The organism is Streptomyces sp. H27-D2 (assembly GCF_035828615.1).
Classification (GTDB): domain Bacteria; phylum Actinomycetota; class Actinomycetes; order Streptomycetales; family Streptomycetaceae; genus Streptomyces.
The window spans coordinates 30,964-48,706 of the sequence record NZ_JAYMZR010000060.1; the positions used below are offsets into that span (position 1 = coordinate 30,964).

Here is a 17,743-nt window from a genome sequence, read left to right on the forward strand (position 1 = left end):
GCACCCGTGCCGGCGTCCGCCCCCTACCTCCGCCCCCCGCGCCGTACCAGCAGGTCGGCTACGACCGGGCGGTGGTCCGAGGCGAGCGTCTCGGGGACCGTCGCGCCGCGTACCCGGATGCCGTCCGACACCGTCACATAGTCGATGCGCTTGACCGGTGTCCGCGCCGGATAGGTCAGGCCCGAGCCGCTCGGCACCGCGTCGGTGAGCCGCTCCCACAGCGGTGTCAGCTCCGCCGCCCCCGGCTCCGCGTTGAAGTCGCCGACGAGCACTTGGCGCGGGCAGCGCCCGTGCCGGTCGCAGTCCTCCGCCATGATCCGCCGGGTGTCGGCTACCTGCGCCCGCCGTACGGAGGGGTCGGCGCGGTAGTCGAGGTGCGTCGCGTAGACGTGCACGCGTGTGCCGTGCACCCGCAGGACGACCTCGCCGAAGCCGGGCGCGGGGGCCGGCGCCGGGTTCGGGTCCTGCGTCGAGAGCCGGGTGATGTCGTGATTCTCGGCGCTCAGGATCGGGAAGCGGGACAGCACCGCGACTCCGAACTCCCGTCTCGGCTGTCCCGCTTCGAGCGGATCGAGGCTGTATATCGGCGCGAAGTAGACCCTCATCCCCAGCTGCTCGGCGAGGTCGGCCGCGAGGTCGCGCCACGCGCTGCGGGCGCCCCAGTGGACGTCCACCTCCTGGAGCCCGATCACGTCGGCGTCGAGGGCGCGCAGCGCCTCCGCCGTACGGGTCGGGTCGAAGACGTGATCGGCTCCGGCGCCCGCCGCGATGTTGTACGAGGCGACCCGCAGCGGCAGGTAGCGGCCCTTGCCGCCGTTCGGAGTATCGGGCCCGTGGCGTTCGTCGGGTGCGGAGGAGTCGGCGGCCGAGGCGGGGCCGGGCGGCGCGGCGGCCAGTGCCAGTATCCCGGCGGCGAGCAGCAGTTGGGCGAAGCGGTGACGGCGCAGTGGCATGCGGGTCTCCCTGTCTCTCCCTGAGTCCTGTCCCGGTCTGTCCGGTTCAGCGCGGAAGACCGTACCGCTCGGCGCGGAAGACCGTACCGCTCAGTGCGGCGGACCGCGCCGGCGAAATTCGACTGTACAGCGTATAGGTGAGTGGTCTGCGGTAGGCGGTCCCTTTCCCCTCCACTGGACGCCGGCCTGCGCACCGCTCCGCTCGCCGTCACCATCGTCGTCCTCAACTTCTCCGGCGTCGGCGCGCGACTTCTGGCCAGGATCGGCACTCCGGTGGCCGTCCTGTCCGGCATGAGCCTGCTCGCGGGCGGGCTCGCCGCCGTGGCCGTCCTCGGCGGCGAGGGCTACGGCGGCATGCTGTTCGGCCTGGCCCTGATGGGGCTCGGCATCGCGGTCACGATGCCCGCCATGGCGACCGCGATCATGAGCGCCATCCCGCCGGAAAAGGCCGGTGTCGGCGCGGGTGTCAACGGCACGTTGACCGAGCTGGGCAACGGTCTGGGCGTCGCCCAGCTCGGCGCCGTACCGAACTCGCGGTTCGCCGCACTGCTCCCAGCCGCGGCCGTCGGAGCGGGCTCGCTCCCCGCAGCTCTCGCCGAAGCCCGTACCGGTGCGGAGCGGGCGGCTGTCGCCGACGCCTTCGCCCACGGCGTCGAGGCCGGCCAGCTGGTCGGCGCGGCCGGAGTGCTCGCTGGCGGAGTGCTCGCGGCGGTGCTGCTGCGCAGGGCGGAGCGGGCGGAACCTCCCGCTCCGGCGGCATAGCATCGAGTACGTATCGTCGCAGCGCAGCGCGCTGGGGCCGGCGGCCGAAAAGCAGCACGGCCGGGCCCCGGGGTGGCACCGGGACGTCACCGCGACGGCATGTCGCGGGACAATGGAGTACAGCGCAGCGCAGTGACGCGGCAGAAGCACGTAGGCAGTGAAGGAGAGCGCGCCATGACATCCGGCAGCCGCACCAGCCGTCCACCCCGGACCAGCGTGTGGCTGGCGGACCGGCCCGCTCCCAAGCGCAAGTCCGAGCAGCCGGCCGGGCTCGACCGCGAAAAGATCATCGCGGCGACGGTCCGGCGGCTCGACGCGGAGGGGCTGGCCAAGTTCTCCATGCGGCGGCTCGCGGCCGAACTGGGCGTCACGGCCATGTCGGTCTATTGGTACGTCGACACCAAGGACGATCTGCTGGAGCTGGCGCTCGACTCGGTGCACGGCGAGCTGACCCTGCCGGACGAGACTCCGCCGGACGAGGGGGAGCGCGCGGACGCGGCAGCGGGGGGCGCGCAGCGTACGGAAGGCGCGGGCGGCGCGGGCGCGGGCGACTGGCGCGACCAACTGCGGCTGCTCGCCGCCGAGTACCGCAAGCTGCTGGTCACCCACCCCTGGGTGTCCCGGCTGGTCGGCCAGTACCTCAACTGCGGCCCGCGGTCGCTGGGCTTCTCCAACGCCGCCCAGCGGGTCATGCAGCGCAGCGGTCTCTCCGAGGAGGACCAGATCGGCGCGCTCTCGATGCTCTTCCAGTTCGTCTACGGCTTCGGCACGATCGAGGGCAGCTGGGCGGACCGCTGCCGGCTCGCGGGCCTCAGCGAGGACGAGTACTCCCAGCAGGTGATGGAAGCGGTCCAGGACCGCCCGGAGTTCGAGGAGTCCCGGCAGACGCTGAAGCTGCGCGGCGGCAACATCCGGGACCTGCGGCAGCGCGACTTCGCCTTCGCGCTCGACACGGTGATCGCCGGCCTGGAGGCCATGCGGGGGCGCTCGCGCTGAGCGGGGGCGGGTCAGGGGCGGGGCGGCGGGAGAGGGGGCGGATCGCGCGCGCCGCACGCCGGTGCGAGTGACCTGCACGCCCAGGCGCGCCCGGCGCGCTGACGGCCTTGCCGAGCGCGCCCAGTACTCCCCGCGCCCCAGCGCCGAAAGCCTTGCCGAGCGCCCGGTGCCTGCGGCCTTGCCGAGCGCCGAGTGCCTGGCGCGCTGACCGGCCATGCCGCACGCCCGGCGCAGACGTCCCAGCACCCCGGCGCGAGCAGCGCCGACAGCCTGGCGAGCGCCCCGGCGCATACGCCCAGCGCCTCCAGCCCCGACAGCCTCGCCGAGCGCCCGGCGCGCACACCGCCGCCGCACGCCCCACTCACCTGTCCGCGCCGACTTGCGCGCCCGCTGCGCGCCCCGCACCGACGGCGCGCCCCCGCACCGACGCCTACATCCCCGGCAAGGTCTCCCCCTGCACCGCCTGGATGTCCATTTCGACCTTCAGCGTGGTGCCGATGGCGGAGATGCCCGCCTGTACGACCTGGTTGTAGTTCATCGCGAAGTCCTCGCGCCGCAGCTCCGCCGTCGCGCGGAACGCGGCCCGTACGCCGCCCCACGGGTCAGGGCCTGTGCCCAGGTACGTGAGGTCCAGGTCGACCTGGCGGACGACGCCGTGCATCAGCAGCTCGCCGTGCACCGTCCAGCGGTCGGGTCCGGCCGGGCTCAGGCCCGAGCTGCGGTAGGTGAGCACCGGGTGTTCCCCGACGTTGAGGAAGTCGGCCGAGGTGAGGTGCCCGTCCCGCATGCCGTTGCCGGTGTCGATGGTCCCGGCCTGGATGATGGCCTCGACGACGGACTGTTCGATGTCCTCGGCGATCTCGATCCGGCCGGTGAACTCCTTGAACCGGCCGCGCACGCTGGAGATGCCCAGGTGCTGCGCGACCGCGCCCACCGAGGAGTGCACCGGGTCCAGGCTCCAGATGCCGGGCGGCGGGAGTTCCACCCCGCCCTGCCGGGCCAGCACCACGGCGCCGACGTCGGCGCGGCCGGAAGCGGTGACGATCGAGGTCGAGGCGATCGGCGCGTAGCCGACGGCCGTGACGATCACCGTGTACGGGCCGGCCGGCAGCGGCTCGGTGGTCCGTACGACGCCGTCCTCGTCGGCCGGCGCCCGCAGCACCTGAGTGCCCGTCATGTCCGTGACGGTCAGCACCGCGTGCTGGACGGCCCAGCCGTCGCGCGTGCGGACCTGCGCCCGCAGCCCTGTGCTGCCGCCCCCGGCATTGCCGGTGCCACTGCCCGTGGTCGTCATCGTTCCCGCTCCTCATACGTATGTTGGGCCCCGAGCGGCGGCGTGCAGGCCGTCCCCTGCCTGTGACCGCGCCGCCGCCGGGGCCCTGGATTCGGGACCGGGGGTCCGCTCGCCCAGCCCTCCGGAAAACCGGCCGGCTGGTGGAACGGAACCTGGTGGCCCCGAGCCGGGCCGGAGCGCGCCTCCGCTCGATACGCGCCCCGGCCCGGGGACCTTGTTTGTGAGCTACCCGAGCTACCCGAGCTACCCGATCTGTCCGGGTTTCCCGCGCGCTCCCGCCCGCCGCAAGCTAGTCGCCGGGGTGGGAGAGCTCGACGTCGTGCCCGTCGACGCCGTGACCGGACACCGTCAGCGCGCCCGCGACCGGCGGGTAGCCGCTCGCCATCACGGTGTAGTCGCCCGCGTCCAGGTCGGTGAAGGCGTACGCCCCGTCCTCCCCGGTCGTCGAAGTGGCGACGACATTGCCCGCCGCGTCGACCAGTGTGACCCGTGCGTCCGGCAGCGGACGACGGTCCCCGCCGGCGCGTACAGTGCCCTGGACCCGGGCGCCGGACCGGAGTTCGATCTCCAGCCGGGTGACGCCCTGGCCACCGACCTCGACCGGTGTCGCGGTCGGCCGGAAGCCGGAGGCGTTCACCGCGATGGTGAAGGTGCCGGCCACCAGCTCGTCGAAGGTGAACTCGCCGGCGGCGCCGGTCTTCGCGGTGGCGAGGACTTCGCCGCGCACATCGGTGACGACGACCATCGCGTCGCCGACCGGCTCTCCGTCGGCGAGGGCCCGGACCAGGCCGGTCAGACCGCTCGTACCGGCGAGCAGGATGTCGTAGCCCAGCGGCTCGTCACCGACGACGACCGTGGACGCCTGCGGCTGGTGACCGTCGGCGGAGGCGATCAGGACGTACGAGCCGGAGCCCGGCGCGTCCAGGGCGTAGCCGCCGTCGGCGTGGGCCACGGACCGGCCGAGCTGCCGTCCGCTGAGCGAGATCAGGGTGACCGCGGAGCGCGGCACCGGGCCGCCCTCGGCGTTCCTGACGTAGCCGTGGATCTGCCCGCCGCGCGGCGCGCTGTCGGCGGCCGCTCCGTTGGAGCCGAAGGCCGCGAACGGCTGCTGTTCGGTCGGCTGCGCCTGCTGCGCCTGCTGCGCCTGCTGGGTGTCGGCGGGGTTGCCCGCGCCGACCAGGGCCGGGGCCCGGTCCCACTCCGGGGCCTGCGGAGCCGACTCGGCCGAGGCGGGAGTCGGGGCGAGGGCCGGGGCGGCGGCGGTGGCTGTCGCCGCGTCCGCGCCGAGGCCCGCGTTGCCGTCGGCCTCCTGATGGAGACCACCCTTGTTCTTCAACGCGACCTCCTTGATGAAGAGGATGAGCACGAAGGCCACCAGGGCGCACGGAGCCGCGTAGAGGAAGACGTCCGCGACGCCGTCGCCGTACGCACTCTCGATCACGGTGCGGACCGGACCCGGGAGCTTGTCCAGGTTCGGGATCGCACCGCCGCCGCTGCCGCCGCTCGGCATGCCGAGGGCGTCCATGCCGTCCTTGACGTAATGCGTGACCCGGTTGCCGAGCACCGCGCCGAGCGCCGAGACGCCGACCGCGCCGCCGAGGGAGCGGAAGAAGGTGACGACTGAGCTGGCCGAGCCGAGGTCTTCGGGGGCCACCTGGTTCTGCGTGCAGAGCACCAGGTTCTGCATCATCATGCCGATGCCGAGGCCCATCAGCGCCATGTAGATCGCCAGGTGCCAGTACGGGGTGTCGTACGCGATGGTGCTGAGCAGCCCGAGACCCGCGGTGAGCAGCGCGCCGCCCGCGACCAGCCAGCCCTTCCAGCGGCCGGTCTTGGTGATGATCTGACCCGAGAGGGTCGAGGAGACGAACAGCCCCGCGATCATCGGGATGGTCATCACGCCGGACATCGTCGGCGACTCGCCGCGCGCCAGTTGGAAGTACTGGCTGAAGAAGACGGTGCCGGAGAACATCCCGATGCCGACGAACATGGACGCCAGCGAGGCCAGGGTGATCGTCTTGTTGCGGAACAGCCGCAGCGGGATGATCGGTTCCTTGGCCCGGGACTCCACGAAGACGAAGAGCAGCCCGAGCGCGATCGATCCGCCGACCATCGCGAAGGTCTGTCCGGAGATCCAGTCGTACTTGTCACCGGCCAGCGTCACCCAGACCAGCAGCAGCGAGACCGCCGCGCTGATGAAGAAGGCGCCGAGCCAGTCGATCTTGACGCCCTCGCGCTTCACCACCGGAAGCTTCAGGGTCTTCTGCAGCACGATCAGCGCGATGATCGCGAAGGGCACGCCGACGTAGAAGCACCAGCGCCAGCCCATCCAGGAGGTGTCCGTGATGACGCCGCCGAGCAGCGGGCCGCCGACGGTCGCGACGGCGAACGTCGCGCCGAGGTAGCCGCTGTAACGCCCGCGCTCACGCGGGGAGATCATCGCGGCCATCACGATCTGGGCGAGCGCGGACAGACCGCCGACGCCGATGCCCTGGACCACACGGCAGGCGATCAGCATGCCGCTGCTCTGGGACAGGCCGGCCACGATCGAGCCGAGGACGTAGATGATCAGGGCTATCTGGACCAGCAGCTTCTTGCTGAACAGGTCCGAGAGCTTGCCCCAGATGGGGGTGGTGGCGGTCATGGCCAGCAGCGAGGCCGTGACGACCCAGGTGTAGGCGCTCTGGCCGCCGTCGAGGTCGGAGATGATCTCGGGCAGGGCGTTGGAGACGATCGTCGACGACAGGATCGCGACGAACATGCCGAGCAGCAGCCCGGACAGCGCCTCCATGATCTGGCGGTGGGTCATCGGCGCGGCATCGGGGTCGGGGTGACCCCCGTGCTTGGCGTGGCCGCCCCGCACACCGGCTGGTGTGGTCGTTGCCATTCTGTTCCTTGTCTTCACGCGGGTGTACGGGTGGTCGAGTCGAGGGTGTGGTGGGCGCGGGACCGGCAGTCGCCGAAGCTGTCGCGCAGCCGGGCCAGCAGGGTGTTCAACTGGCCGAGGTCGTCGTCCGACCAGTCCCGCAGGGTTCCGGCGAGCATCTCCACGTAACGCTCGGAGATCTCGCCGAGCAGCTTTTCGCCGCTTGGGTTGAGGCTCAGCAGCCTGGACCGCTTGTCGAGCGGATCGGGCTGCCGGTCGATCCAGCCCCGCTCCGCGACGTGGGCCACATGACGGCTGGTCACCGACATGTCGATCGCGAGCAGCTCGGCCAGCTTGCTCATCCGCATCTCTCCGTGGTGCCGCAGAAGTGAGAGCACGGCGGTCGAACCGGCCGGGCAGTCGTGCGGCAGGATGCGGGAGAGGTCGCGTTTCACAGCTCCGATGGCGCTGAGCTGTTGGGCCAGTTCCTCGTACTGACTCTGCTCTGCCACTGGCACTCCTGCACTATCAAGTTGCTTAGGGCAACCATAGAAGCGATTGGTTGCTGCAGGCAAATGAAAAAGGGCGTTCAGAGGTAAACACCCGCTAAAGCCTCTGCCTGCCGGAAGTCAAGTGGGCAGCGGGGAGCATTTTCGGCCGAGATCGGGACGCGATCGGGGACCGCGGGGGCACCGGGGGTGTGCGGCGACCCCCTTGTTCGCTAGGGTCCTGGGCTATGGCACAGAACCCTCAAACCCCCCAGGGCAACAACGACCCGGCAGGCAGCACGCAGATGTTCCGCGCCTTCGTCGACGAGGGCGAGCCGCAGCGGCAGCCCGCAGCGGTGGTCGCGCCGGCCGCCGGGCCGCGCGTCGGCCTGATCGTCGGCGTCATCGTCGCGATCGTGGTCGTCGCGGTGGTCGCCTGGCTCGCGCTGGGCTGACAGCTCGGGCGCTACGGCGCTCAGCCGCTGCGGCGAGCTTTTACGGTCGGCGTCGGCCGTCGTCTCCGGTGGGTCGACTGAGGCCGGCCGCTCTCAGTGGGCTGGTCGCCACGGGGCGGCCGACGGCTACGAGTCGGCTGGTCGCTCGGGGGCCGCTGGTCGGGCCCGTGACGGGGGCGGGGCCTGCGGGGCGGTGGGTCCTGGACCGTATATTTACGGTCCTGGCGGCCCACAAATACACGACAGCGTCCAGGACCCACCGCCCCTCCGGCCCCACCCCCTCGCGTCGCCGGTCACTTCCAGTCGACGTCGATGTCCTGGGTGTCGACGTGCATGCCGAGCGGGACCCGCCAGGAGGCCACGCAGACCGTCCAGGTCTTCTCCTTCTTATGGCCGCCGCTGATCGGCGCCGGCAGTGGCTGCGAGGACCTGATCGTCGCCCAGTCGACGCCGAGCCCGCCGATGATGTGGGTCGCGAAGGTTACGGTGCCGGCCGTCACCGGCTTCCCGCCGGTGTTGCGGAACTCGACGGTCACCTTCTCGCACCAGCGCTTGTCCGCGTCGGCGCGCTTCGGGGTGCCGACCTTCAGTGCGGCGGGCGCTTGTGGGGTGGCTGGATTGGGTGGGTTGGGGTGGGAGGGTGTGCTGCCATCCGATCCAGATCCGGACCCTGGCCCCGATCCGGACCCTGACCCCGATCCGGACCCTGACCCTGATCCGGGGGAACTCGGTGAGCCGCCGCTCGTTCCACCGCTGTCACCGCTGTCACCGCTGTCACCGCTGTCACCGCTGTCACCGCTGTCACCGCTGTCACCGCTGCCGCCATCGCCGGGTGAGCCGGGGAGTGAGCCGGGCAGGTCGGACGTGCCCGGTGTCCCGGTGCCGCCGCCCTCGGCCGAGGCGTCACCGCCCGGCTCCGAGCCCGCCCCCTTCTTGCCGCTGCTCTTGTCGCCGTGCGCGCCGCTGCTCCGGCGTCCCGCGGCGGTGCTCGTCCCGGCGTCGCCGCTCGCGTCGTCCAGCGGGGTCAGCTCGACATCGCCCGCGGGTGGGCGCGCCGTCGCGTGCGCCCTGCCGCTCGGGGGGCCGGCCGCGCCGACCGCTACGTAGCCGTCGCCGTTGCCACCGCTCCCGCAGCCGGTGAGCAGCGCGCCCAGGCACAGCGCCGTCGAGGTGGTGGTGATCGCCGCGCCCCGGCGGCCGGTTGTCCGAAGCATCGGGCCAGTGTGGCTGACGATGCGTCAGGTGTATAGCGGTCGGACGTGGTTCCGTCCGACCACCGGCGCGTGCTGCGGTCGGATGGAACCACGTCCCGGCCGCCTTGCTGCGGTCCGTCCCGCGCTTGCCCTTCAGTCGGCGATGAGCCCGGCGCGCAGTTGGGTGAGGGTGCGGGTCAGCAGCCGGGAGACGTGCATCTGGGAGATGCCGACTTCCTCGCCGATCTGGGACTGCGTCATGTTGGCGAAGAACCGGAGCATGATGATCTGCCGTTCGCGCGTCGGCAGTTTGGCCAGCAGCGGCTTGAGCGACTCCCGGTACTCGACGCCTTCCAGTGCCGAGTCCTCGTAGCCGAGCCGGTCGGCCAGCGTGCCCTCGCCGCCGTCGTCCTCGGGGGACGGTGAGTCCAGCGAGCTGGCGGTATAGGCGTTGCCGACCGCGAGGCCGTCGACGACGTCCTCCTCCGACACGCCGAGGCACACGGCGAGTTCGGCGACGGTGGGCGAGCGGTCCAAGCGCTGCGAGAGGTCGTCGCTCGCCTTGGTCAGCGCGAGCCGCAGCTCCTGGAGCCTGCGCGGCACCCGTACCGACCAACTGGTGTCGCGGAAGAAGCGTTTGATCTCGCCGACGACGGTCGGCATCGCGAAGGTCGGGAATTCCACGCCGCGTTCGCAGTCGAACCGGTCGATCGCCTTGATCAGGCCGATCGTGCCGACCTGGACGATGTCCTCCATCGGCTCGTTGCGGCTGCGGAAGCGCGCCGAGGCGTAGCGGACCAGCGGGAGGTTCAACTCGATGAGCGTGTCCCGGACGTATGTCCGTTCCGCGCTGTCCTTGTCGAGTATGGCGAGCCGCCGGAACAGGGCACGGGAGAGGGTGCGGGTGTCGATGGCGTCGCTGTCGTTGTGCACATGCGGTGCGTCAGTGGAAAGCACCTTCGAGCTGCCCAGTTCTACGGACATGCCACCCCCTTGAGGTCGCGGTCGGGTTGCAGCGGCGCTCCTCGCTTCGAGAAGACCCGATGGACTTCGAGAAGCGCAGCCTCCACCTGAATACCGGAGGGGGCGCTGCGGCAAACGCGGTTCGAGCAGAATGTCATATGTCGGCAACACGCTGTAGCGCCATGTCGATATATCTGTGCACGAACCAAGGGGTGACGGGCGGTACCGGCGGAAGCGCTTCACCCGATCCGGCTACGCCTCGATCCGATTTGCGGACCGGAGTCTCGCGAAGCTGCGGGAGAGCAATCGGGACACATGCATCTGCGATACGCCGAGTTCCACGCTGATCTGGGACTGGGTCAGATTGCTGTAGTAGCGCAGCAGCAGAATGCGCTGTTCCCGCTCGGGCAGCTGGACGAGCAGGTGCTGTACGAGGTCGCGGTGCTCGACCCCTGCCAGCGCCGGGTCCTCGTAGCCGAGCCGGTCCAGCAGCCCCGGCAGCCCGTCGCCCTCCTGAGCGGCCTCCAGCGAGGACGCGTGGTACGACCGGCCGGCCTCGATGCAGGCCAGCACGTCCTCTTCGGGGATCTTCAGCCGTTCGGCGATCTCGGCGGTGGTCGGCGAGCGGCCGTGCAGCACGGTCAGGTCCTCGGTCGCGCCGTTGACCTGCACCCACAGCTCATGGAGCCGGCGCGGGACGTGCACGGTCCGTACGTTGTCCCGAAAGTAGCGTTTGATCTCGCCGACGACGGTCGGCATCGCGAAGGTCGGGAACTGGACGCCGCGCTCCGGGTCGAACCGGTCGATGGCGTTGATCAGGCCGATGGTGCCGACCTGGACCACGTCCTCCATCGGTTCGTTGCGGCTGCGGAAGCGGGCCGCGGCGTAGCGGACCAGCGGCAGATTGGCCTCGATCAGCGCGTCGCGCACCCGCGAATGCTCCGGCGTCCCCGACTCCAGACCGGTCAGCCGGGCGAAGAGCACCTGGGTGAGCGCCCTGGTGTCGGCGCTGCGGTTCTCACGGGCCGTTCTGGCCGCCGCACTGGCCGCGACGGCCGCCGCACTTCCGGCGCTGCTGGCGTTGTCGCTCTGGAGCGGCGTTTTGGGCACAGTACGAGCCGACACGGTCACGCCACCCTTCACAGTCCACTCATCCGGTAAAAGCGGTCATAGCATCACAAGACAGGTGCACTGTGTGCAAGCACCGTATATCGCCGTGTTGGTGATGAGTTGGGCATTTCGGGCAACTCGGACGGCGCTATGAACACCCTGCGATCGGGCCCGGGCACAGCGAAGCCCCCCACCCGGCGGGCGAGGGGCCAGGGCCGTACGGGGCTCAGAACTCGTAGTCGGCGATCACCCAAGTGGCGAATTCCCGCCACTGCCCGACGCCCGCCTGATGGGCCGGATGCTCCAGGTAGCGTCGCAGCGCCTCGGTGTCGGCCACCGAGGAATTGATCGCGTAGTCATAGGCGATCGGCCGGTCGGTGATGTTCCAGCCGCACTCCCAGGACGCCAGGTCCGGGATCAGCCCGCCGAGCTCCTCGAAGGCCCGCACCCCGGCGACGACCTTCGGCTCGTCCCGTGCGACACCGTCATTGAGCTTGAAAAGAACCAGGTGACGAATCACGGGGCAGCCTCCGTCCGGGCGACGACCAGCAGGTCAGGAGACCAGCTGGGTCATGAACTCCCCGACGCTCTGGGCGGCGTCCGAGATGCCCTCGAAGCCTACTTGGACAAGATCGGCGGCCCGCGAAGGGGACGTGATGATCGTGTACAGCACGAAGACGATGACCAGGTACATCGCGATCTTCTTCGTTTGCACCATACGTGCTGTCTCCCCTGCCGCTCCGCGTGTCTGTCCCCCGGACAATCGCGTGAGTCTATCCACACAGTTGACCCAATCGGCGGTCGGCCATCGGATGGTTGATCGATCCCTTAGGGACCAAAGCCCTGCCGAACGAGGTCCTTCGGCGGCCCGCCCCCGGCCGGCGCCCAGGCACGATGGACAGTGCCCGACGAATCCGGCAGGAATTCGCCGGGCCGGGACGGGACCTCACTGCGGGGTCCGGGCCATCGGTTCCCCCCGGGACCACGGCCCGGGCTTGGGGGTCCGGTCCCACTCGGGGGAAGCGGCTTGTCCCCCCGACGCCGCTTCCCCCGGCCGATTCTTCCGGTGTTTCCGGCCAACTGAGACCAGAAGTGAGACCAAAGCAAGACGACCACCTACTCAAATTGAGTAGGTGGTCGTCTGCTGTACTTCACAGCGGTAGCGGTGGGATTTGAACCCACGGAGAGGTTGCCCCCTCACACGCTTTCGAGGCGTGCTCCTTAGGCCGCTCGGACACGCTACCGAGAGAGAGCTTAGCGGACATGGGGCCGTGGTCTGTAACCGGTTCCCGCCGGGGCCTTTTTCCGGGCTCGGCGGGTGCTCGTGGCGCCCGTCAGCGCGCTCGGAAGAAGCTGGTGAGCAGCTCCGCGCACTCCTCGGCGAGTACGCCGTGGATCACTTCGGGCCGGTGGTTGAGCCGGCGGTCCCGTACGACGTCCCAGAGCGAGCCGGCGGCGCCGGCCTTCTCGTCGACGGCGCCGTAGACGACCCGGTCCAGGCGCGACAGGACGATCGCGCCCGCACACATCGTGCAGGGCTCCAGCGTCACCAGCAGGGTGCAGCCGGTGAGCCGCCATTGTCCTACGGTCCGGGCGGCGTCCCGGACCGCGAGGATCTCGGCGTGCGCCGTCGGGTCGCCGGTCGCCTCGCGTTCGTTGCGGCCGCGGCCGATCACCGTGCCGTCCGGCCCGAGCACGACCGCGCCGACCGGCACATCGCCGGTCTGCGGGGCGCGCGCCGCCTCGGCGAGCGCCAGGCGCATCGGCGCTCGCCAAGGGGCGCGCACCGGGTCGTGCGCTGGGGCGCGCGCCGGATCGGGCACCGGCGGGGGTGCGGGGTCCGGCACGCGCTCCGGTGCGGCGTCGTGCCCGGGGCGGGATGGTGGATCAGCCATGGAAGCCATGGCACCAGTGTCGGCGACGACCCGGCTGGGTGACCGGGCCGCACCGCCGGGCTACTGGACCGCCTCCAGGACGTCGGCGCAGCCCAGGGCGTCGGCGATGACGCTCAGCGCGTCCCCGTCGAGCGCCCTCAACTCCTTGCCGGACATTCCGAGGTCGCCGAGGATGTCGGCTTCCCCGATGGGTCCGGGCGGCACCGCGTCCGCGTCGGCGATGGTGTCGTCCTGTTCATCCTCTTCTTCCTGGGGTTCTCCGTCCTCCGTACCGTCGAGGTCGACCAGGCCGTCGAGATCGTCCTCGTCGGGGTCCCGGCCGAGCAGTTCGTCGGTGAGCAGGACGCCGTACGAGTTCCGGGCAGCGGCGGCCGCGTCCGAGATGAAGATGCGCGGGTCCTCCTCTCCGTCCACCCGGACGACGCCGAACCAGGCGTCCTCCTGCTCGATGAAGGCCAGCACCGTGTCGTCGTCGACGGCGGCCTCCCGTACCAGGTCGGCCAGGTCGGCCAACGTCTCCACGTCGTCGAGCTCTGTGTCGCTCGCTTTCCACCCGTCTTCGGTGCGCGCGAGCAGTGCGGCAAAGAACACCGTGACTCTCCCACTGGTCCTAGGCGTGCCGAGCCGGACGGGAAAGGGCCCGTCCACTCGGAATCGTGGCAGAAAGAGAGCCGTCGCGCGGGGTCTTCCGCGCTGCGTCGCGCAGCTGTCCTGGGAGATGTGGCTCACGCCCCGGCGTGCGCCCCCTCCGTAGGCCCTGCCGGAGAGCGTTCTTCACCAGCGGAAGGTGCGCATCCGCATTTGCTGACGCATGCGTGCGGCCCGGGCCCGGCGTGGCTTCACACGCTCCCTGAGCTCCTTCGCCTCGCTCAGCTCGCGTAGGAACTGGGCGCGGCGCCGGCGGCGGCCCGGTTCGGGCTCGCCCTCCGCCCCCGCTGCCCCGCTGCTCTGCTCGACCTGGTCAGCCATGGGTCACACCACCTCAATGCCCGAGGTCCGTGCCCGGTGCGACAGTCCGGGCGTACGTGCCCACTTTCCCCCGAATCGGTGGTTTGATGCCAGTGCGGCGACAGACTGCCGACGGGAGTCACGGCCCTCAGCCTCGGATACTGTCGTCTTTATGCGGATCCACGTCGTCGACCACCCGCTGGTGGCGCACAAACTCACCACGCTGCGCGACAAGCGCACCGATTCCCCCACGTTCCGACGGCTCTCCGATGAGCTGGTCACCCTGCTCGCCTACGAGGCGACGCGGGACGTGCGCACCGAGCAGGTCGACATCCAGACGCCGGTCACGCCGACGACCGGCGTGCGCCTGTCCTACCCGCGCCCCCTCGTCGTGCCGATCCTGCGGGCCGGCCTGGGCATGCTCGAAGGCATGGTGCGGCTGCTGCCGACCGCCGAGGTCGGCTTCCTCGGCATGGTTCGGAACGAGGAGACGCTCGAAGCGTCCACCTACGCCACCCGGATGCCCGAGGACCTCTCGGGCCGCCAGGTGTACGTACTGGACCCGATGCTGGCGACCGGCGGCACGATGGTCGCGGCGATCAACGAGCTGATCTCGCGCGGCGCCGACGATGTCACGGCGATCTGCCTGCTGGCGGCGCCCGAGGGCGTCGAGGTCATGGAGCGGAAGCTGGCGGGCGCGCCGGTGACCGTCGTGACCGCCTCCATCGACGAGCGGCTCAACGAGAACGGCTACATCGTCCCGGGCCTGGGCGACGCGGGCGACCGGATGTACGGCACAGCGGGCTGACTCCGCCGAAGCCCCGGGGCTCCCGGCGCGTCAGGGCCTACGGGCCTCGGGGCCCGCGGGCTTCAGCGCTTCAGCATTTGGACGGTGCGGACGTCGATGAGGGCTTGGCCAGTGCGGCCAGGGCCTTGTCGGCGTCCTTCTTCGTCGTGAGCTTCTTGAAGCCCTTGCCGAGGATCAGGTCCACGTCCTTGCCCTTGCGGGCGTCGGTCTTGACGTCCGCGCCGGGAAGCTGGGCGCCGAGCACCTTGAAGGACCCTTCCGCCGCGGCCGGCGCGCCGAGCAGTATGCCGGCGCCCAGGACCTTCCTGTCGTAGGCGGCCGGTGCGTTGCCCACCTTGCCGATCTTGAAGCCGCGCTTCTTCAGCTCATCGGCGGCGCTCTTGGCGAGACCGCTGCGCGGGGTCGCGTTGAAGACGTTGACGGTGATCGCGGGGGGTTTTGCGAGCGCGGCGAGCGGGCGCGGGGACGCCTTGCCGGACGGGCCGGCCTTGCAGTCCGCGTCGCCGGCCGAGGCGCGGCTCGTGCTACCGCCGCCGAAGACATCGATCAACTGCGATGTCCCCCACCCGATCAGACTCAGCGCCGCGACCGCGCCGACCAGCGCGAGCGCGATCCGGTATCGATGCCGGGGGCGGCGCATCCGCGGGTACTTGTCCCCTGTGATGCGGTTCTTCCCGCCCATGCCCGGTGGGGTCAGCATGCTCATGGCCGCAGCGTAGTGCCGCTCAGGACCAATGCCTACTAAATGATCATCGCGTGGCGCGGTGTCGGACCCGTACGGCCGAACGGTCCGTCCGCTGCGCGGGGTGCGGCTCTCGCGCGGACCCGTTGCGGGGCCCCGAATCGGGGCATCCCGAGGCGCGCGGCGGCGGCCGCCGGCACGTATGACGGCCGGTCAGGGCGTGTCTGGGCCGAACGGGGTACGCGGGGACGGCCCGCGGCCCGGAGAAGGCCGGGCGCGGAGTCGTGGGAGGGCGCGTAGCCGTGGAGGCGCGGGTCAGCCCAGTTCGAGCACGCGTGCGTGCAGCACCTGGCGCTGCTGGAGCGCGGCGCGGACCGCGCGGTGAAGTCCGTCCTCGAGGTAGAGGTCGCCCTGCCACTTCACGACGTGGGCGAACAGGTCCCCGTAGAAGGTCGAGTCCTCCGCGAGCAGCGTCTCAAGGTCGAGCTGTCCCTTGGTGGTGACCAGTTGGTCGAGGCGGACCGGGCGTGGAGCGACATCCGCCCACTGGCGGGTGCTCTCCCGGCCGTGGTCGGGGTACGGGCGCCCGTTTCCGATTCGCTTGAAGATCACACGGAAAGCCTACCGGGCCAGCGGCTCCGAGCGCAGCCATGATGCAGGAGTGGGAAGCTGACAAACAGCCGTATACCAGGAGCGATCCACAGTGATCCATGAGCGATCCACGCGTGAGAGCCCCGCGCCCGACGCCGTCCCCGCCGAGATCGCCGACAGCACCGGGGCCGCCGGGCCGGCCGGACCCGCCGGGGCCGCGGTGAGCGGGGGGAACGCCGAGGCCGCGGGGATCGGTGCGGCTACGCCTTCGCCGGGCCGGAATTCGACACGAACGAGCTACGGCACAGAGGCGGCGCTGAAGCGGCGCTGAGGCCGCCCGGGTCGCGCTGGGCCGCGTCGCGGTGCGCCCGTGTCTCGCCGGCTGCCGTCAGCCCGCGATCAATCCCGTGGGCACTGTTCGTCGTGATAGCCGGCGTCGCCCCGTGGGACGACATCGCGGTCGCGGCGGATGACCGAGACGGTGTCGCCGCGTTCCGCGCAGGACTCGGTGAAGGCGGACCGGTCCTGGTCGCTGTACTCGATCTCGATGACGTGGGCCCCATAGGCGTCGGCGTACCCCTCGCATTCGTCGTAGACGGCGCATTCCTCGGCGATGGCGAAGTCGAAGCCGATCTCGCGCCGGCCCGTCGTCCCGAACTCGGTCTGCGAGTTCTTCTGCGCCACCGCGAGGCCGCGGCTGTGGGCGTAGGCCACGAAGCGCTTCATGAACGCCTTGTCGGCGGCGACGCCGAACGCACCCCGCGAGCGGCTGTAGCTGTCGAGGTTGTCCGGTTCGATGGCCTGGAACCCCGACTTCCGGCAGCCGTCCACCCACTTCTTCTCGATGGCCAGGAGCCGGCGGCGCTTGGCGGCGGTCGAGATGTCGAAGACCCCCTCGTCCCAGTCGGTGTCCTTGACGCTGCGGCCCTCGCGGTCCCGGACGAGCAGCTCGGGGTGGTTGTTCTGCCACCACTGGGTGGTGCCGTAGCCGGGGTCGGTCCTGGACTCGTCCTCGCCGTCGGGCTGGGACTGGAGCGCGTTCAGGTAGCAGATGTTGTACTTCCCCGGCACGGCCGCGACGGTCCGGTCGCGGGCGACGATCCGTACGGACTTCGCCGGGGGGTACGGGCCACCGAGCTGGTAGTCGAACCGGCCGTTCACCGGGGGCGGCGTCACGCGCGGCGCGCTCCCCGCGGAGGGGGGCGGTCGCCGGTCCTTCGCGTCGCCCTGCCGGTCGCCCGTGGCGAGGGAGACGATGAGCGCGATGGTCCCCACGAGCGCGGCGCCGGTCCACAGCCGCGCGGGATGCCGGACGGCGGCGGTCACGCGGACCAGCCCCGTATGGCGGCGGGCGGGAGGAGCGGCGGTGTCAGCACAGTCGGGGGCACAGGTTTCATGATCCCGCACAGCGCGGGAGGAGCCGGCGGCGGAGGCGGTCGGGCCGGCGCACCGCCCCCGTAGCCCCAATACCGGTGACTTTGCTGGTGCTGGCTCGTTGAGTTGGTGTGCCAAGGCCCGGTCAGTTGAAGGAAGTTCAGGGTGATCGGTTTTCGGATCGCATCGCTCTGGGAGTGCTCACGCGTGCGTTTCCGCCGGAGCTGGTGGATGAGGTGGTGGTGGTGGGGTGCGGACGCACTGAGGAACGTCGACGCCTGCTTCCCGCGCGGGTGGTGGTGTATTTCGTGCTCGCGATGTGCCTGTTCTCGGGGCAGGGGTACGAGGAGGTCGGACGGCTTCTG

The 17,743-nt window shown here is 70.8% G+C and carries 19 protein-coding genes, 1 tRNA gene and 1 pseudogene; 5 read left to right on the forward strand and 16 right to left on the reverse strand.

Annotated features, from left to right (window positions below; all coding sequences use genetic code 11):
• Positions 1 to 23: 23 nt before the first annotated feature.
• Positions 24 to 953, reverse strand: coding sequence for an endonuclease/exonuclease/phosphatase family protein (locus tag QMK28_RS22020; protein WP_326440634.1), 930 nt, complete (start codon positions 951 to 953; stop codon positions 24 to 26).
• Positions 954 to 1,124: 171 nt separating this feature from the next.
• On the opposite strand from QMK28_RS22020, the pseudogene QMK28_RS22025 reads away from it, so the two are divergent.
• Positions 1,125 to 1,715: pseudogene (locus tag QMK28_RS22025) on the forward strand (MFS transporter); the annotation flags it as partial.
• Positions 1,716 to 1,889: 174 nt separating this feature from the next.
• The gene (locus tag QMK28_RS22030) at positions 1,890 to 2,711 is read left to right on the forward strand and encodes a TetR/AcrR family transcriptional regulator (protein ID WP_326440636.1); all 822 of its coding nucleotides are present in this window, start codon (positions 1,890 to 1,892) and stop codon (positions 2,709 to 2,711) included.
• Positions 2,712 to 3,141: 430 nt separating this feature from the next.
• Here the strand turns inward: QMK28_RS22030 and QMK28_RS22035 are convergent, their stop codons facing one another.
• From QMK28_RS22035 to QMK28_RS22045, 3 genes are all read right to left on the reverse strand, one after another.
• Positions 3,142 to 4,005 carry a YceI family protein gene (locus QMK28_RS22035; protein WP_326440638.1) on the reverse strand — a complete coding sequence of 288 codons (864 nt, stop codon included), beginning with the start codon at positions 4,003 to 4,005 and terminating at the stop codon, positions 3,142 to 3,144.
• Positions 4,006 to 4,294: 289 nt separating this feature from the next.
• The gene (locus tag QMK28_RS22040) at positions 4,295 to 6,892 is read right to left on the reverse strand and encodes an MFS transporter (protein ID WP_326440640.1); all 2,598 of its coding nucleotides are present in this window, start codon (positions 6,890 to 6,892) and stop codon (positions 4,295 to 4,297) included.
• Between the two features lie 14 nt (positions 6,893 to 6,906).
• The gene (locus QMK28_RS22045; RefSeq protein WP_326440642.1) at positions 6,907 to 7,383 is read right to left on the reverse strand and encodes a MarR family winged helix-turn-helix transcriptional regulator; all 477 of its coding nucleotides are present in this window, start codon (positions 7,381 to 7,383) and stop codon (positions 6,907 to 6,909) included.
• A gap of 224 nt (positions 7,384 to 7,607) precedes the next feature.
• On the opposite strand from QMK28_RS22045, the gene QMK28_RS22050 reads away from it, so the two are divergent.
• Positions 7,608 to 7,814, forward strand: a complete 207-nt coding sequence (locus QMK28_RS22050) for a hypothetical protein (RefSeq protein ID WP_326440644.1) — start codon at positions 7,608 to 7,610, stop codon at positions 7,812 to 7,814.
• A 293-nt stretch (positions 7,815 to 8,107) separates the two neighbouring features.
• On the opposite strand, the gene QMK28_RS22055 is transcribed toward QMK28_RS22050, so the two are convergent.
• The 9 genes from QMK28_RS22055 to QMK28_RS22095 all read right to left on the reverse strand — a co-directional run bounded on the left by QMK28_RS22055 (position 8,108) and on the right by QMK28_RS22095 (position 13,944).
• Positions 8,108 to 9,028, reverse strand: coding sequence for a hypothetical protein (locus QMK28_RS22055; protein WP_326440645.1), 921 nt, complete (start codon positions 9,026 to 9,028; stop codon positions 8,108 to 8,110).
• A gap of 132 nt (positions 9,029 to 9,160) precedes the next feature.
• On the reverse strand, positions 9,161 to 9,991 hold the full coding sequence (locus tag QMK28_RS22060) for an RNA polymerase sigma factor SigF (RefSeq protein WP_326440647.1): 831 nt from the start codon (positions 9,989 to 9,991) through the stop codon (positions 9,161 to 9,163).
• Between the two features lie 231 nt (positions 9,992 to 10,222).
• The gene (locus QMK28_RS22065) at positions 10,223 to 11,101 is read right to left on the reverse strand and encodes an RNA polymerase sigma factor SigF (RefSeq protein WP_326440649.1); all 879 of its coding nucleotides are present in this window, start codon (positions 11,099 to 11,101) and stop codon (positions 10,223 to 10,225) included.
• A 205-nt stretch (positions 11,102 to 11,306) separates the two neighbouring features.
• A complete protein-coding gene (locus QMK28_RS22070) occupies positions 11,307 to 11,600 on the reverse strand; it encodes a Dabb family protein (protein WP_326440651.1) in 294 nt (97 codons plus the stop codon).
• 33 nt (positions 11,601 to 11,633) lie between these two features.
• Entirely contained in the window at positions 11,634 to 11,798 is a 165-nt protein-coding gene (locus QMK28_RS22075; protein WP_326440653.1) for a hypothetical protein, read from the reverse strand.
• Positions 11,799 to 12,237: 439 nt separating this feature from the next.
• Positions 12,238 to 12,324, reverse strand: a tRNA-Ser gene (locus tag QMK28_RS22080).
• Between the two features lie 90 nt (positions 12,325 to 12,414).
• Complete coding sequence (gene tadA, locus QMK28_RS22085; protein ID WP_326440655.1) at positions 12,415 to 12,975, reverse strand: tRNA adenosine(34) deaminase TadA; 561 nt, start codon at positions 12,973 to 12,975, stop codon at positions 12,415 to 12,417.
• Positions 12,976 to 13,035: 60 nt separating this feature from the next.
• Complete coding sequence (locus tag QMK28_RS22090; RefSeq protein ID WP_326440657.1) at positions 13,036 to 13,566, reverse strand: tRNA adenosine deaminase-associated protein; 531 nt, start codon at positions 13,564 to 13,566, stop codon at positions 13,036 to 13,038.
• Between the two features lie 183 nt (positions 13,567 to 13,749).
• On the reverse strand, positions 13,750 to 13,944 hold the full coding sequence (locus tag QMK28_RS22095; RefSeq protein WP_326440659.1) for a hypothetical protein: 195 nt from the start codon (positions 13,942 to 13,944) through the stop codon (positions 13,750 to 13,752).
• Positions 13,945 to 14,095: 151 nt separating this feature from the next.
• Here QMK28_RS22095 and upp point away from each other — a divergent pair, with 151 nt between their 5' ends.
• The gene (gene upp / locus QMK28_RS22100) at positions 14,096 to 14,731 is read left to right on the forward strand and encodes a uracil phosphoribosyltransferase (protein WP_326440661.1); all 636 of its coding nucleotides are present in this window, start codon (positions 14,096 to 14,098) and stop codon (positions 14,729 to 14,731) included.
• Positions 14,732 to 14,801: 70 nt separating this feature from the next.
• Here upp and QMK28_RS22105 read toward each other — a convergent pair whose 3' ends face one another.
• The 3 genes from QMK28_RS22105 to QMK28_RS22115 all read right to left on the reverse strand — a co-directional run bounded on the left by QMK28_RS22105 (position 14,802) and on the right by QMK28_RS22115 (position 17,330).
• Positions 14,802 to 15,437, reverse strand: a complete 636-nt coding sequence (locus QMK28_RS22105) for a LytR C-terminal domain-containing protein (RefSeq protein WP_326440663.1) — start codon at positions 15,435 to 15,437, stop codon at positions 14,802 to 14,804.
• Positions 15,438 to 15,728: 291 nt separating this feature from the next.
• Positions 15,729 to 16,025, reverse strand: coding sequence for a type II toxin-antitoxin system VapB family antitoxin (locus QMK28_RS22110; protein WP_003955420.1), 297 nt, complete (start codon positions 16,023 to 16,025; stop codon positions 15,729 to 15,731).
• 378 nt (positions 16,026 to 16,403) lie between these two features.
• Positions 16,404 to 17,330 carry an endo alpha-1,4 polygalactosaminidase gene (locus QMK28_RS22115; protein ID WP_326440665.1) on the reverse strand — a complete coding sequence of 309 codons (927 nt, stop codon included), beginning with the start codon at positions 17,328 to 17,330 and terminating at the stop codon, positions 16,404 to 16,406.
• 197 nt (positions 17,331 to 17,527) lie between these two features.
• Here QMK28_RS22115 and QMK28_RS22120 point away from each other — a divergent pair.
• Positions 17,528 to 17,743, forward strand: a 216-nt coding sequence (locus tag QMK28_RS22120; RefSeq protein WP_443050791.1) for a transposase domain-containing protein, incomplete at its 3' end; no start/stop codon positions are given.